At 45.0% G+C, this 16,397-nt stretch carries 13 protein-coding genes; 2 read left to right on the top strand and 11 right to left on the bottom strand.

Translation table 11 applies throughout. The annotated features are described in order from the left end of the window. Positions 1-28 precede the first annotated feature (28 nt). The 10 genes from BCV39_RS02215 to prmB all read right to left on the bottom strand — a co-directional run bounded on the left by BCV39_RS02215 (position 29) and on the right by prmB (position 11,861). Positions 29-1,168, bottom strand: coding sequence for a S8 family serine peptidase (locus tag BCV39_RS02215; protein WP_102432858.1), 1,140 nt, complete (start codon positions 1,166-1,168; stop codon positions 29-31). 140 nt (positions 1,169-1,308) lie between these two features. After that, complete coding sequence (gene ugpC, locus BCV39_RS02210; protein WP_019824809.1) at positions 1,309-2,421, bottom strand: sn-glycerol-3-phosphate ABC transporter ATP-binding protein UgpC; 1,113 nt, start codon at positions 2,419-2,421, stop codon at positions 1,309-1,311. A gap of 6 nt (positions 2,422-2,427) precedes the next feature. After that, complete coding sequence (locus BCV39_RS02205; protein ID WP_009848502.1) at positions 2,428-3,285, bottom strand: carbohydrate ABC transporter permease; 858 nt, start codon at positions 3,283-3,285, stop codon at positions 2,428-2,430. Next, entirely contained in the window at positions 3,282-4,220 is a 939-nt protein-coding gene (locus BCV39_RS02200) for a sugar ABC transporter permease (protein WP_102432841.1), read from the bottom strand. Before BCV39_RS02200 ends, BCV39_RS02205 begins: the two co-directional genes overlap by 4 nt. A gap of 144 nt (positions 4,221-4,364) precedes the next feature. Then, positions 4,365-5,612 carry an ABC transporter substrate-binding protein gene (locus BCV39_RS02195; RefSeq protein ID WP_004736057.1) on the bottom strand — a complete coding sequence of 416 codons (1,248 nt, stop codon included), beginning with the start codon at positions 5,610-5,612 and terminating at the stop codon, positions 4,365-4,367. Positions 5,613-5,722: 110 nt separating this feature from the next. Further along, entirely contained in the window at positions 5,723-7,168 is a 1,446-nt protein-coding gene (locus tag BCV39_RS02190) for an ATP-binding protein (protein WP_102432842.1), read from the bottom strand. A gap of 44 nt (positions 7,169-7,212) precedes the next feature. Then, positions 7,213-7,941, bottom strand: coding sequence for a response regulator transcription factor (locus BCV39_RS02185; protein ID WP_048661490.1), 729 nt, complete (start codon positions 7,939-7,941; stop codon positions 7,213-7,215). 152 nt (positions 7,942-8,093) lie between these two features. Continuing rightward, positions 8,094-9,551: a protein adenylyltransferase SelO gene (locus BCV39_RS02180; protein WP_102432843.1), complete on the bottom strand. Its 1,458-nt coding sequence runs from the start codon at positions 9,549-9,551 to the stop codon at positions 8,094-8,096. 479 nt (positions 9,552-10,030) lie between these two features. Beyond that, positions 10,031-10,672, bottom strand: coding sequence for a LysE family translocator (locus BCV39_RS02175; RefSeq protein ID WP_102432844.1), 642 nt, complete (start codon positions 10,670-10,672; stop codon positions 10,031-10,033). A gap of 256 nt (positions 10,673-10,928) precedes the next feature. Then, positions 10,929-11,861: a 50S ribosomal protein L3 N(5)-glutamine methyltransferase gene (prmB, locus tag BCV39_RS02170; RefSeq protein ID WP_017060640.1), complete on the bottom strand. Its 933-nt coding sequence runs from the start codon at positions 11,859-11,861 to the stop codon at positions 10,929-10,931. A gap of 62 nt (positions 11,862-11,923) precedes the next feature. Between prmB and smrB the strand changes: the two genes are divergently transcribed. Next, positions 11,924-12,454, top strand: coding sequence for an endonuclease SmrB (gene smrB / locus BCV39_RS02165; protein WP_102432845.1), 531 nt, complete (start codon positions 11,924-11,926; stop codon positions 12,452-12,454). Positions 12,455-12,561: 107 nt separating this feature from the next. Here smrB and sixA read toward each other — a convergent pair whose 3' ends face one another. Continuing rightward, entirely contained in the window at positions 12,562-13,026 is a 465-nt protein-coding gene (gene sixA, locus BCV39_RS02160; protein WP_048664281.1) for a phosphohistidine phosphatase SixA, read from the bottom strand. 305 nt (positions 13,027-13,331) lie between these two features. Between sixA and BCV39_RS02155 the strand changes: the two genes are divergently transcribed. Next, positions 13,332-16,109, top strand: coding sequence for an insulinase family protein (locus BCV39_RS02155; protein WP_102432846.1), 2,778 nt, complete (start codon positions 13,332-13,334; stop codon positions 16,107-16,109). Positions 16,110-16,397: the final 288 nt, after the last annotated feature.

Genomic DNA, 16,397 nt, shown 5'->3' with positions numbered 1-16,397 from the left:
ACTTAAACTATCAACACTGTCAAACGAATTAATTACTCACTGCAATAGGGTCAGGAGATCCGTCGGGATCATTATTCACGGCTCCATCCAAAGAGAATGAGCCTCCGGTGGCTAATAGTACTCCACAAAAGTGAGGAGCCGCCATTGAGGTACCATTGTAAGAAACTGTTCCTCCCCCCGCTTTGGTCGATAACACATCAACTCCCGGTTGAGCGTAATCTACATCAGAACCATAATTGGAAAAGTAAGCGAAGTTATCGCTAGTTTCACCAAATGCGGAGATAGTAAATATATTCGTGCCGTTGGTGCTAGCTGGCGTAAAACCACTGACATCCTGGCCTGAATTACCCGCTGCAATTGAGAAAAATATCCCTTTTGCTGCCGCTGTTTTAATTGCACTATCCAAGGCCGCCGAATATCCCGAGCCTCCCAAACTCATATTGGCACAGTCACCAGAGGCGCCATAGCGTGCAACATGATCAACACCTGCAATCACGCCCGACATTGAACCACTACCACTGTTATCTAACACTCGTACGGGAATGACCTGTACACCGGGAGCAACGCCAACGACATCAAAACCGTCATTATAAGCCCCAATAGTGCCTGCTACATGCGTACCGTGCCCATTACCATCATTAGTATTATTTTTCTTACCGCGAGTAAAATTTGCCCCTCGGGATTTATTTACATTTAAATCTGGGTGGTCGCTGTCAATACCCGAGTCTATAACCCAAGCAACGACGGAGGCACCACTCATATCACCAGTACCACCGTTAACTCTGGTGATCCCCCAAGGGATCTGTTGTGGATCTCGCTCAACACTATCTCCACCTCGATTAGGTTTGCCTCCTCGAGGTAAAGCGTGCATGACGATATCAGGCTCAATATAATCAATCTCGGGGAACTTATTTTTAAGACCTTTGAGAGCTTGCTCTGGGACCTTAAGAGAAAATCCTTTCAAGGCGTGGCTATATTGATGCCCCACCACACCGTGTCCTTTGGCAACTTCACGCGCGATATCACTCGCCCGAGACTCCGATGTACTCTCTTTAAGAACAACAATATAACTGTCTCTCAAATCATGATTAACAACAGCAGATACAGGAAAGGAAAGAAGAGCAAGTAACATTGCTCCTGCAAACATTTGGACTCTCATTACAGATATCCTTCTTCCAAAAATTAATACCTCATAAAGCATAGTCGTTACTGAGCTTTTTATCATCAACATGACAATTAGTCTGTCCTGATACAAAAACACCCCATCCAACGATGAGGTGTTTGGTAAAACTAACTTGCTAGCAACACTTAAAAATCAATTCTCGCTTCAGTCTGTGCATCAAAGAATACCGCTTTCGAAAGGTCGAAATGCAGTGGTGCCATCTGCCCTACCGACACCTCGAACTCTGGTGATAAACGACATGCCACTTCTTGGTCGTTCACTTTGACCATCGCGATGGTATCGGGCCCTGTCGGTTCCAATACCTCTAGCTGTAAGTCTAGCTTTGTTGAGGCAGAGACATCATCGCTTTCTTGTTCGGTAATGTGTTCTGGACGCAACCCAATCACCAACTCTTTGCCATCTTGGTCGCGCATACTTTGTGGCAAACGAATGTGGTGTTCTTGATCTGCGGTACCAACCACTTTAATTATCGGATTCTGTTCCTCATCCAAGTCCACCATAGTTTTAATGAAGTTCATTGATGGTGAACCCATAAAGCCCGCCACAAACATGTTGTTTGGCTTGGTGTAGATCTCTTGTGGCGTACCGAGTTGCTGTAGCTCACCGTCTTTCATTACTGCGATGCGATCCGCAAGAGTCATAGCTTCGATCTGATCATGGGTTACATAAACAATCGTGGTATTCAGCTTCTGGTGCAGACGTTTAATCTGATGGCGCATTTCAACACGCAGCTTGGCATCCAAGTTAGAAAGCGGCTCATCAAACAGATACAGCTTAGGACGACGAGCTAGAGCACGTCCCATCGCGACACGTTGACGCTGACCACCAGAAAGCTGCGACGGTTTACGATCCAGCAACTGTTCGATTTGCAGCATTTCCGCCACTCGGTTTACCTCTGCATCAATCTCGTCTTGTGGCATCTTGCGAATCTTCAAACCGAAGGCGATATTACCGCGTACCGTCATGTTTGGGTAAAGCGCGTACGACTGAAACACCATCGCAATATCGCGGTCTTTAGGTTCAACCTGCGCCACGTCTACACCATCAATTACAATCTCACCCGAGCTAATATTTTCTAGCCCAGCAATGGTGTTCATTAGGGTGGATTTTCCACACCCCGAAGGGCCGACAAGTATCAAAAATTCCCCCGAATCGATACTAATGTCGATGCCCTTTAACGTTTCGTTGTCCGCGTTGCGATAAGTTTTACGGATCTGTTTTAAATCTAATGTTGCCATGGGTAATTATCCTTTTACTGATCCTGCCGTTAGGCCACGAACAAAATATTTTCCTGCGAAGACATACACCAACAACGTTGGCAGTGCGGCGATGATCGCGGCAGCCATGTCGACGTTATATTCTTTAACACCCGTACTGGTGTTGACTAGGTTGTTTAATGCCACGGTGATAGGCTGAGTCTCTGAGCCCGAATACACCACCCCGAACAAAAAATCGTTCCAAATTGCGGTGAATTGCCAGATCACCGTCACCATGATGATTGGCGTTGAGATCGGTAATAAGATCTTGAAGAAAATCGTAAAGAAACCTGCACCATCAAGTTTTGCCGCTTTGATCAATTCATCAGGAATCGAGATGTAGAAGTTACGGAAAAACAGTGTGGTAAACGCCATGCCATAGATAACGTGCACAATCACCAAGCCGATAGTTGTGTTCGCTAGCCCCATCTTGCCGAGCATGGTTGCCATTGGTAACAACACCACTTGAAATGGGATGAAGCAACCAAACAACAACAAGCTAAAGAACAGGTTTGAACCTCTAAATTGCCATTTCGTCACTACATAACCATTGAATGCACCGAGCAATGTTGAAATCGCAACCGCAGGAATCACCATTTGGAACGAGTTCCAGAAGTAGCCTTTGATGCCTTCACATTTCACGCCCGTACAGGCGGTGTCCCACGCTTTATACCAAGCATCAAACACCCACTCTTTCGGTAAGCTCATCAAGTTACCTGCCTTGATGTCTGGCAGAGTTTTGAATGAGGTCAGCGCCATGACAAACAATGGCATTAGATACACCAAGCAGAAGAAAAGCAGTGCTGAATAAATAAAGATTCGAGCAAAATTGATGTTATTCATCATGACTTTTTCTCCCTAAGTTCAGAGTAAAGATAAGGCACGAGAATCGCTAAGATACCAGCAAGCATCATCATGGCGCTGGCAGCACCAAGGCCGATTTGACCGCGAGTAAAGGAGTGTGCATACATGAATAGTGCAGGAAGATCCGATGAATAACCGGGGCCACCAGCCGTCATTGCGGTCACAAGGTCGAAGCTCTTAATCGCAATGTGCGACGTAATGATCACCGCACTGAAAACCACAGGGCGCAAGCAAGGCAGAATGATTTTGATATAGATGGTAGGTAAGCTTGCCCCATCGATTTGCGCCGCTTTGATGATTGAAGAATCGATACCGCGCAAACCCGCTAAGAACATCGCCATCACAAACCCTGAAGACTGCCAAAGTGCCGCGATAACCAAGGTATAGACCGACATTTCAGAGTCGACTAGCCAATCAAATTTGAAGTCAGTAAATCCCCAGTCTTGCATTAGCTTTTCAATGCCAAGACCCGGATTAAGAATCCATTTCCACGCAGTACCAGTCACAATGAATGACAACGCCATTGGGTAGAGATAGATGGTACGAATCGCCCCTTCTTGACGGATATTCTGGTCAAGCAATACCGCTAAACCAACACCAAGTAAGATTGCAATCGCCATAAATAGAAAACCAAACACACCGAGGTTGGTGATTGAGGTGATCCAGCGATCGTTATCCATCAGCTTTTCATATTGGGTTAAACCAACGAAGTTAAAGCTCGGCAAAAATCGAGAGTTGGTGAACGACAACGCTGCCGTCCAAAAAATGTAGCCGTAGATACACACCACGGTCACTAACGCGGTCGGCGCCAGTACTATTTTAGGTAACCAATGTTGCAACCTGTCAGCAAAACTCGGTTTCGGTGCAGGCTGGCTCCTTGTGGGTTTTGGAGTCGACTCAGTCAAAACATGCTCCATAACTTATCCTTGTTGCACAATCGAGCCAATGGCTTGCCTCTCGGCACCACATCAGCATCACGCATATCAGAATTGGGAGTGAAGAGTAGATAGGCTCCCTACGAGCCTACCCACCCTGGGGGTTTGGTGTTAGACCAAGTTAGATTAGATAGCCGCTTTCACTGCTTTTGCTAACTTAGCTGCCGCTTGTTTCGGATCGGCATCTTTCTCGTTGAAGAAGTTGGTCACCACGTCATAAATAGCGCCTTGAGCGTAGCTTGTTGTCGCTAGGCCGTGAGCCATACTCGGAACAAGATCGCCCGATTCAGCACTCGCTTTGAAGGTAGCCATTGAATCCAACGCACATTGGTCGAATTTAGACATGTCCATATCTAGACGTACGGGGATAGAACCTTTGTTAAGGTTGAAGACTTCTTGGAAATCTTTGGTAAGAATGGTTTTCGCTAGGTCTTGCTGCGCCTTTTGGTTTTCTTTGTCGCTTAACTCAAAGAACGCAAAGCTATCGATATTGAAAGTAAACTGGCCATCAGTGCCCGGTGCTGGTGCACAGATGTAATCTTTACCCGGCACTTTGCCTGCCGCAGTAAATTCACCTTTCGCCCAGTCACCCATGATTTGCATCGCGGCTTCGCCATTGATAACCATTGAAGTTGCGACGTTCCAATCACGACCTGGAGAGTTGCTGTCGATGTAATCACGCATCTTTTTGAACTTGGTAAACACTTCCACCATTTTGTCGCCAGATAACACGTCCATATCAAGATCAACGAACGCTTTGTTGTAGTCTTCACTGCCTAGTACATCAAGTGCCACGGCTTCGAATACCGTCGCGTCTTGCCAAGGCTGACCACCATGAGCCAATGGAATGAAACCAGCCGCTTTAATCTTGTCTGCAGCAACAAAGAACTCATCTAACGTAGTTGGAACCGTAACACCTGATTTTTCTAAAACAACAGGGTTAGCCCAAAGCCAGTTAACACGGTGAACGTTGACAGGAACTGCCACATATTCGCCATCCCACTTCATCACTTTAGTCACTACTTCAGGTAGTAGTTCATCCCATTGTTCTTGTTTAGCAGTCGCATCGAGAGACGTTAGAAAACCTAAACCCCCCCACTCCTGAATATCATGACCTTTAATCTGCGCTGCAGAAGGTGGATTGCCCGATACTGCTCGAGTTTTCAAAACAGTCATCGCACTTTCACCGCCGCCACCAGCAACAGCAAAGTCTTTCCACGTATGGCCTTGTTCTTCAATCATCTCTTTCAGTACCGCCGCGGATTTCGCTTCGCCACCGGCAGTCCACCAGTGAAGCACTTCCACTTCACCAGCTTGAGAAAATGTTGAGGCAGCAAGAAGAGATAGAGTAAGTAGGGTTTTATTGATTTTCATTATAATCTTCCATGTTTAGGGGACTCGACGTCCGGTTCAATAAAGAGTCTACTTATTCTGATTTATAAGATTGAAACAAAAGGTAAGCCCTATGTAACACAATTGTTACATTATACTTCTAAGCCTCTTGGTATATAGACTTTGGCTTCTAAGCCACCTTGAGAGGAGTTGCGAATAATGAGATCTCCGCCGTGTCCGTGCAGGATATTTCGGCAGATCCCGAGTCCTAAACCGTGTCCTTGGTCGTCGGTTGCCAGCCTAAAGTAGGGTTCAAAAACCAACTCTAACTTGTCTTCAGGGATACCTTTACCGTGATCCTGAATCGTCACAATGACCCACACTGAATCACTGCTGATATCGACTTCGGCGGATTGTCCATATTTCACAGCATTGTCGATAAGATTGGTGAGCACGCGTTTAATCGCTAAAGGTTTGGCGACTAGCGGTTCAACCACAGTGGGCTCAAACTCAACCAAGGTTTGATGTTGGTTGTGCAATTCAATCACAGAGAGCATCATCTCATTGAGGTCGATAATAGCGTTGTTTTCGTGAAGGTCAGTATCTCTAACCGCTTGTAATGCACCTTTGACCATCATCTCCAGCTCATCCAAGTCTTTATTGAATTTGTCTTTCTTTACTTCACTCTCCAACAATTCAGCCCGCAATCTAAGACGTGTTATTGGTGTCTTTAAATCATGAGAAATAGCAGAGAAAAGGTGCTCACGGTCGGCAACATAACGGCGAATCCGCTGCTGCATGCGGTTGAAGGCTCGGGTTGCGGTAACCAGTTCTGTCGCACCTTCTTCGTTAAGTGGAGGCTGCTGAATATCCATGCTCATTTCGTTGGCTGCCCTTGCTAGCTTTTTAAGCGGGCGCACTTGGCGGCGAATCATTAAGTAGGTCAACACCAATAGAATCAGCGTTGAAGAGAGCAAGAAGATCACCTGTTCACGACCAAGAATGGTGTCATCAAGTTTTACATAGGGAGCTGGTAACAGTGCGGCAATATACACCCATTCGTGACTGGCTAGCTCTATCTGAACGACCAAAATAGGTGGATTAAGAGGTTCCAACGTTAAAGTATGATGTGCCCACGATCGCGGGAGATCGCTTAAATATATGTCATTTTTAAGCAAACGGAGATGTTCAGGGCGAGAGAAATCAACACGGACTGATTCCACTTTATTGAGCTTGCTACTCAAAACACTTTCTATCGCTTCAATCGAGGCGGTTTTTAAGCGAGTATCGGGGATCGATTCAACAATCAAAGCCTCTTTATTGAAAGAGACAAAAAATCGCGTGCCACCCATATTTCGAATTTGGTCTAACACGATGTGGCGATATTTGACGGGTAAAGACTGAAAGAAAGTCACCGTTGAAGCAAACATGTTCGCCATGCTAGATGAGGCTGAGCGAATCCCTTCCAGTTCTTTATGTTTAGATTCGCTATACCAAATAGAGGTTGCGATACCTTGAGCAATCACCACCGCTAACAGAGTCAACAACAAGGTTCTTGCGACCAAGGAATTTGGTTTTAATCGACTTAACCATTTCATACGAGATACTTCATTAGCATTACTTAATAAACATTAGATCATGCTCAGTGCTCATACTGAACAGGCACAGCGAGAATATAGCCATTGCCACGCATGGTTTTGATGTAGTGAGGGTATTTGCCGCTGTCGCCCAATCGGCTTCTCAGACGACTAAGCTGCACATCAATGCCTCGTTCAAAAGGCAACGCTTCGCGGCCTCTGGTAGCGAAAGAGATGGTGTCACGGTCGAGAACTTCGTTAGGACGAGTTAAGAACAGCATCAACAGAGAAAAGTCACTGCCCGACAAGTCCATCTCTTCTGAGTGTTCATTGTGGGAAATTCGATGTGCGAGCGTATCAAGCGTCCAATCACCAAAAATAATCTGCTTTGGCAGTGCATCACTCGGCTTGTCATCCACCACTTGAACACGGCGCAATAACGCTTTGATACGCGCCATTAACTGACGTGGACTAAACGGCTTGGCAATATAATCATCGGCACCAATTTCCAACCCGATAATCTGGTCGGTTTCATCCGACACCGCAGTCAGCATGATAATAGGCACATTCGATTGCTTACGGACACGTTGACACAAGGTAAAGCCATCGTCACCGGGCAGCATCACATCAAGCAGAATCAGATCCGGGTAACCTTGGTTTTGCAGGTGAGTTTCTAGTTCAACACCGTCTCCTACAGAAGAGACATCGAAACCCGATTTTGTCAGGTACTCTTCCAGCAGCTCGCGGATTTCTTGATCATCATCCACCACGAGAATTCGAGTATTTGTTGGCATCGCCCAAACCTATTAAATTTACAACTTATTCACATAGTGTATAGGCAGGTCGAGTATTTGATTATTGATATGTTGATAAAATTAGAAGAACAAACAGATAGAGATCACAACTAAGCGACCGCTATCTGTTGGTATTGCATTGATAAGCCGATTTAAGACGAGCAGCTGATCTCCATCGCTTTACCCCACTCTGGTGGTAACGCGGCAAGATGTTCGTAGTCAGGGTGTTCCGCATAAGGATCGGCCAACACCACCATTAATGCGTCAATATCACTGCTATCACCACGCTCTGCTTTATCTATTGCAAGCTGAGCTAGGTAGTTTCTGAGGATGTATTTCGGGTTTACCTGCCTCATCTTTTCGCAGCGCTCTACAACTGAACACTCCTCAAGTTCACAACGTTGCAAGTAGTTATCCACCCACAGCTTCGCAGCATCACGATCGATAACTAAATCAATCACCTCCTGTGGTGGCAAGGTGTCCAAGTTCGACAACGTTCTAAAGAACCTTGGATAATCAACTTTGTTTTGCGACATTAACTCGAACATAGATTCAAACAAGCGGCTGTCACCTTCTTGTTTCGAAAGTAGCCCCAACTTACGACGCATCAGCTGACTAAAGTAACCATTCATTTGCGGTTCGTATTGTTCAAGTGCCGCTTCTAAGTCAGCCCTCTCTATCAACGGTGACAACGAGTGTGCCAATGCAGATAAATTCCACATACCAATTCTAGGTTGTTGATTGAACGCGTAACGACCTTGGTAATCCGAATGGTTACAGATCAAACGAGGGTCATATTCATCAAGGAAAGCGAACGGGCCGTAATCGAAGGTTTGTCCGATGATTGACATGTTATCCGTATTCATCACGCCGTGAGCAAAACCATTTGCTTGCCACAACGCAATCATCTCCGCGGTACGATCGACAATTTGATTAAACATGGCTGCGTATGGCTTTTCTTCTTCAAGACACTCTGGGAAGTGCCATTCGATGACTTTATCAGCCAACAACTTATGCTCAGCTAACTGATTGGTATAAAAAAGATGTTCAAAGTGGCCAAATCGAATGTGAGATTCTGCAGCACGCACCAGTAATGCGCCCCATTCTTGTTTCTCTCGGTAAACCGGCGTGTCACTGGTCATCATGGCTAATGCACGTGTGGTTTGGATATTAAGCCCTGCCATTGCTTCGCTACACAGATACTCACGAACCGTTGAACGAATAACCGCACGGCCATCGCCCATACGTGAATATGGCGTTTTGCCTGCACCTTTAAGGTGTAAGTCGAACGTTTCACCGCTTTTAGCGACAACTTGTGCCAAAAGTAGCCCTCTTCCATCACCTAAGTCGGGATTATAAGAGCCAAACTGGTGGCCTGCGTATTTCATTGCTACAGGCGAAAACGGCTCAGGTTCAACATTGCCAGATAACGTCTCAAGCAGCTCTTCGGAGGCGTCATCAAATGACGGAAAACCGAGTTCATCCGCAAGGTTATGATTCCATGCAAGCCATTGAACATTGTTTAGCGGTGTAGGTTGAATTGGGGTATAGAACAGTCGAGGTAATGCCGTAAATCGATTGTTAAATGAAATAGAATCCCAGAGAGACATGAGCGGTACACTGTAGATAAAAGATGATTTAAGATTATCACAGTTTGATAACAACTTCAGATGAGGTTACGTGATGAACTTGTTAGAGAAGATTGCTTAGCTGTTTTACGAAGGGAAAAAGCTAAGTGGCTAGACTGATGAGAAGAGCCACATTTACGAGAGTAAGAGTTCTGACTTTGAAGACTTTTTGAAAAGTGTATTCATAATAAAAACTGAAAATATAGAGCCGAAAAATAGGCTACATTAGAGCAAGAATACCCAGAAGAGAAAGGGTAGAGAAAATCCAAGTACGACTGATTACGCCAAAATTACTGTGTTGAATCATTTCTTGATGCTGCATATGTCTCTCCTTGAGAACGTGATGGTGTAACTACAATATATCGGCTTTTCACCAAAAGCGGCAAGCACATTAATATTAACCTTTTATGACAGCATTAAGAATTTTCTGTAACTATTCAGCCCTTTGATAAATAAAAAAGTTATGCTCGGCTTGTCGTCGAAAGCAGCGCGCCTGCACCAATAAACACGCCCCCTGTAACACGATTGAAGACCTTAGCTCTGCCCTTCGCAAATAGCCAGTTTGACGACTTCGCACCTAAATACGCGTACACCAATAGCCAAGACAACTCCATCACAGCAAAGGTTAAAGCAAACACGGTAAACTGGGGAAGCAGAGCGATCGACGGGTCAATAAATTGAGGGAAAAGTGCGGTAAAAAACAGGATAGCTTTGGGGTTACTCGCGCCAACAATAAAGCCACTTAGGTAATGTTGCGCAGCGCTTTCTTTAACAGATTTAGAATCGGCTTGTTGACTAGATAGCTTGTCATAATCTTGCTGACTGGAACGCAGAGACTTCCAACCAAGGTAGATTAGGTAAGCGGCACCGGTCCATTTAATAACGTTAAACACCACTTCAGACGACGCAATGATCACCCCTAAGCCGGTAAACGATAGGGTTAGAATGCCAGTAATCGCAGTTAAGCTGCCCAGCGCGGTAAATATCGATAATTTAAAGCCTGATTGCACGCCTTTAGTCATGCACAACAAAGAGCTTGGGCCTGGTGATGCCGTTAAGATCAGCACCGCTAATAAGTAATAAATCCATGTATCTAAGCTCATCGTGAATTCTCCTTAACTCACTAAAACGACCAAACATTAAGCATCAATATCTAATAACCTATCATATTAATCAACTAAATATTGAGCTGAACGTCTTCGATATAAATACAAACATCCTTAATCTAGGCAATAAAAAACGCCATGCATTGCTGCACGGCGTTTAAATAAAAACGTTTCAAATCGAACGTCTTACTAGATTTCAGTCTCTAAGCTTACAACCCGATGATCGGGTCAAAAACTCAATAGCCGACACAACCTAGTCTTTGTAGATAGAGAACTCATCGGCGCAAGCAACAAGCTGCTCACGAGTGATCATGAATACGCCGTGGCCACCGTTAGAGAATTCAATCCAAGTGAATGGAATCTCTGGGTACTGATCCATCATGTGAACCATTGAGTTACCCACTTCACAGATAAGAATACCGTCATCAGTTAGGTAATCTGGTGCGTTAGCTAAGATGCGACGAACCAATTTCAGACCATCTGTACCCGCAGCTAGGCCAAGTTCTGGCTCATGAGTAAACTCATCTGGCAGGCTGTTCATATCTTCTTCATCCACATAAGGCGGGTTCGATACGATCAGGTTGTATTTCTCTTTTGGCAGATCACGGAAAAGATCTGAACGGATTGGGAACACTTGCTGCTCCATGCCGTGATCTTGAACGTTCTGTTCTGCAACTTGCAGTGCGTCTGTAGAGATATCAATCGCATCTACTTCAGCGTCAGGGAATGCGTGAGCACATGCAATAGCAATACAACCACTGCCCGTACACATATCCATGATGCGAGTTGGCTCTTCAGTTAACCAAGGTTGGAACTGAGCTTCAATCAGCTCACCAATTGGAGAACGAGGCACAAGAACGCGCTCATCAACGAAGAACTCAAGACCACAGAACCAAGCTTTGTTGGTTAGGTAAGCTGTTGGTGTACGATCATTAATACGCTTGATTACGCGCTCAACAATACGCAGACGCTCGCTACTCGTTAGACGAGAGTTCATCACATGCGAAGGAACATCAATCGGCAGATAAAGAGTAGGTAAGATAAGTTGTACTGCCTCATCCCACGCGTTATCAGTGCCGTGACCATAAAATAGGCCCGCTGCGTTAAAGCGGCTAACAGTCCAACGAATCACATCTTGAAGCGTGTGTAGTTCTGATACCGCTTCTTCTACAAAAATCTTATCCAAAATTGTCTCCGAAAAGCGCTACAATACTGCTAATTACGTTTCTAATTAGAATTCATAACCTGATGAGCAAAAAAGACACCGACTTCGATGACGATTTCGCCCTGTTCAACGATGCAGTAAAGGGCGTTAAAAAGTTGCAACAGGATACCATAGTCCAGCAGCCAAAAAGAAATCCCAAGCAAAAAGAAATTACTCGAACGGCAAGACAAGCCAGTGATAGCGAGTTTTATTTCTCGGATGAGTTCATTCCACACCTTAGCGAAGAGGGTCCGACACGCTATGCTCGCGATGATGTCTCGAAATATGAGGTAAAGCGCTTACGTCGTGGTGTCTACGTTCCTGATGTGTATCTCGATATGCATGGTATGACTCAACAAGAAGCTAAACGTGAGCTTGGCGCGATGATTGCGCACTGCGTGAAAGAAAGCGTAGCGTGTGCCTGTGTTCAGCATGGTATCGGTAAACACATCCTTAAACAGAAAGTGCCGTTGTGGCTAGCACAACACCCTGATGTGATGGCTTTCCACCAAGCGCCGTTAGAGTTCGGCGGCAATGGCGCACTATTGGTTCTGTTGTCGATTCCTGAGAAATAATTCTGGTTTTCGAATCCGCTCGACGTCAAAAACAACAAAGGGCATCTCAAATATTTGAGGTGCCCTTTTCATTTTGCTTACGAGAGACAACTTAGATTAAGCGTCGACTATGGATTGATATTCCAAAGTAACTCGCCTTTTTGTGTCTCAAGATTGAAGTCGATACACGCTAAGCCAGAAGTTGGAAACATAGGCGGTGCCATGCCTGTTGCAAACTCTGCTGTTAGGTAGCCCACTAGAGGTAAATGAGAAACAAATAAAATGGTCTCTAGTTTTTCTACTTCAGCCATTGCCACGGTCAAATCAAACACATCGTCGGACATTCCATAAGGCGTAATATCATCACAGGTTTCTACTTTCTTTCCAGAAAACACCTGAGAGATCTCTAACCACGTTTCTTGTGCCCTCAAATATGGGCTCACAAGTACTTTATCGAACTGGCTGATGCCCTGCTCGTTTGCAGCTTGAGCCACCGCAAGAGACGCCATCTTACCGCGCTTAGTTAACGCTCGTTCTGCATCCGAGTTAGCAAAATGTTCTGCTTCACCGTGGCGCATTATGAATATTTTCATGTTCAGTCCTGTCTACGTAACATTTCGAAAGTCGATATATCCCATATCAGCGATACGCTACTTAGCGTTTGGCCCTCAATCCAGAGGGAGCCGCAGTCTATATAAATAATTATATCAAGTCACTTGCTAAAGAATTCGACTTTCTTAACAATCTTGTTAAAAGAAAATAAATTACTGATAAAAATCGATAAAAGTGATTTAGAAATCACCAAAAAGCACTTCATATCCCAAAATATGATCACAAGGTTTGCACGCCGAATCATCGGGTACATAATTTAAAAACCACCTTCTCTGGAGATGCTCCTGTGCACTTAAGCCCAAATGATGAACATCAATACCGCTACATAACCTTAAATAATGGGTTACGTGTACTGTTAGTTCAGGATCAAAATGCTCAAAAAGCAGCAGCCGCATTAGCCGTCAATGTGGGGCATTTTGATGACCCTATAGACCGAGAGGGTTTAGCTCACTACTTAGAGCATATGCTATTTCTAGGAACTGAAAAGTATCCAAAGGTCGGAGAGTTCCAAAGTTTTATCAGCCAACATGGCGGCAGTAACAATGCTTGGACAGGAACAGAACACACCTGCTTCTTTTTTGATGTTGAATTGAATGCCTTTGAAACCGCACTCGATCGCTTTAGCCAATTTTTTACCGCTCCGCTGTTCAACGAAGAAGCATTAGATAAAGAACGCCAAGCCGTTGATTCCGAATACAAGATGAAACTCAACGACGATTCGCGACGCCTGTACCAAGTTACCAAAGAACTGGTGAATCACAATCACCCATTCTCGAAGTTTTCTGTCGGTAATATCGATACGTTGGGCGACAGAAACGGCGAGACGATTCGACAAGAGATCTTAGCTTTCCACCAGCAACAATACTCGGCTGACTTAATGACGCTAACACTGTCTAGCAATCAGTCTTTAGATGAAATGCAAAGCTGGGTTGAGGGTCGCTTTAGCTCGATCACCAATCACAACCTACAAGGCAAGAAGGTTGAAGTACCCATTGTTGGTGAGTTAAGCACCGGCGTTCAAGTCCGCGTTGAGCCAATTAAAGAAGTTCGCAAACTGATCTTAACCTTCCCTATGCCAAGCATGGACGAGCACTATGGCGTTAAACCATTGTCGTTCTTTGCCCATCTTTTAGGTTACGAAGGTGAAGGCAGTTTGATGATGCAACTTAAAGAGAAAGGTTGGATAACATCCCTCTCTGCGGGTGGTGGCGCGAGCGGCAGTAACTACCGTGATTTCACAGTCAGTTGCTCGTTGACCATTGAAGGTTTAACCAAAACCGATAACATCATCCAAGCGATATTTCAGTACATCAAATTAATCGAGCAACAAGGCATAGAAGAGTGGCGCTACCTAGAAAAACGTGCCGTATTAGAGTCTGCTTTCCGCTTTCAAGAGCCAGCAAGGCCACTAGACGTGGTTAGCCACCTTGTTATCAACATGCAGCACTATCAAGAGCAAGATGTGGTGTATGGCGATTACAAGATGTCGCATTTCGATGACGAGTTGCAACGCTCTTTGCTTCCTAACTTAACCGTCGACAACATGCGTGCGACCATTGTTGCTCAGGGATTCGAGTATGACAGAGAAGCGAAGTGGTATTTTACGCCCTACTCGGTCACACCATTTAGCGCTGAACAAGTTCAATGCTTTGCATGCATTAACCCCGGTTGGCAGTTTGAACTCCCAAGCAAAAACCCGTTTATTTGCTACGATCTAGACCCAACTGAACTCGAAGGTGACGCTAAGTTCCCACAACTGTTAGAAGAGCTCGATGGCTTTAAGCTATGGCACCTGCAAGACCATCAATTTCGAGTACCGAAAGGGGTGGTGTATGTTGCTATCGACAGCCCACACTCAGTCGCTAGCCCAAGAAATATCGTTAAAACGCGCTTGTGTGTAGAAATGTTCTTAGACTCGCTCGAAAAAGATACCTATCAAGCTGAAATCGCCGGAATGGGTTACAACATGTATACCCATCAGGGCGGCGTTACACTCACACTTTCTGGATTCAGCGAGAAGCAACCACAATTGCTCAATATGATCCTTGAACGCTTTCAAGCACGCGACTTTAGTCCAACACGCTTCGAAACGATTAAGCATCAATTGCTAAGAAACTGGAATAATGCGTCGCAAGACCGCCCTATTTCGCAGCTGTTTAATGCGATGACAGGGATACTTCAGCCAAATAACCCGCCCTATTCTGTATTAATTGAAGCGCTGGAAACGATAGAGGTCGATGAACTCTCTTCTTTTGTTCAAGCAATCTTGGCTGAACTGCACGTAGAAATGTTTGTGTATGGCGACTGGAAAAAAGCCGACGCACATAAAATGGCGAAAACGCTAAAAGATGCCCTACGCGTTCAAGACCAAGCCTACGAAGAGTCATTGCGCCCGTTAATTATGCTAGGTGAAAACGGCAGCTTCCAGCGTGAAGTGGTGTGTAACCAAGATGATTCGGCAATCGTGGTTTATTACCAGTGCGCTGATATTTCTCCTAAAAACATTGCGCTGTATTCATTGGCGAACCATTTGATGTCAGCCACCTTCTTCCATGAGATCCGTACCAAGCAGCAGCTAGGTTACATGGTCGGCACAGGTAATATGCCACTCAACCGACACCCAGGTATTGTGTTGTATGTACAATCACCGAATGCTGCTCCAGCAGACTTATTAGCCTCGATAGATGAGTTCCTCAATGCCTTCTATATGGTGTTGTTAGAGCTTAACGACTACCAATGGCACAGCAGTAAACGCGGTCTCTGGAATCAGATTTCGACACCAGATACGACTTTGCGAGGACGTGCTCAACGCTTATGGGTTGCGATAGGCAACAAGGACTTGGAATTCAATCAGAGAGAGCGTGTGTTGGAAGATCTTAAAGGGTTAACTCGCTCAGACATGATGCGTTTTGTGGTCAGCCAACTAAAACCACGCACCGCAAATCGTCTGATTATGCATGCGCACGGTAATGCCCATTATGAGGAAGAGAAGTTGTCGGCAGGTGTGGAGATTGGCTCTATTGATGAGTTTCAGTTGCGCCCGAAAGATACTGAGCTTGGTTGATAAGAGTGTTTTAGAAATCAAAGGTTGATGTGAAAGCATCAACCTTTTTTATTGGTCGAACATAAAGCAGATCTCCTATTACGCTCCTTCGTCGCTTTAGGAGATGACGTTAGTTTCAATTGCAATGCATTTAGCCATAATTTCCCTATTAACACTAATAGCTTACTTTCATCTGTCTTTCGTCATTCCCAAGAAGGAAGAGTCACTGAGTCGGGAACCTCATTCCTTTTGGATACTCTCATAAAAAATAAAGCCCACATCAATCGCTTGATGTAGGCTTCGTAATCA

This window comes from Vibrio sp. 10N.286.55.E10 (genome assembly GCF_002872555.1).
In the GTDB taxonomy this organism is placed as follows: Bacteria; Pseudomonadota; Gammaproteobacteria; order Enterobacterales; family Vibrionaceae; genus Vibrio; species Vibrio crassostreae.
This window is presented reverse-complemented; position numbering and strand designations above follow the sequence as displayed.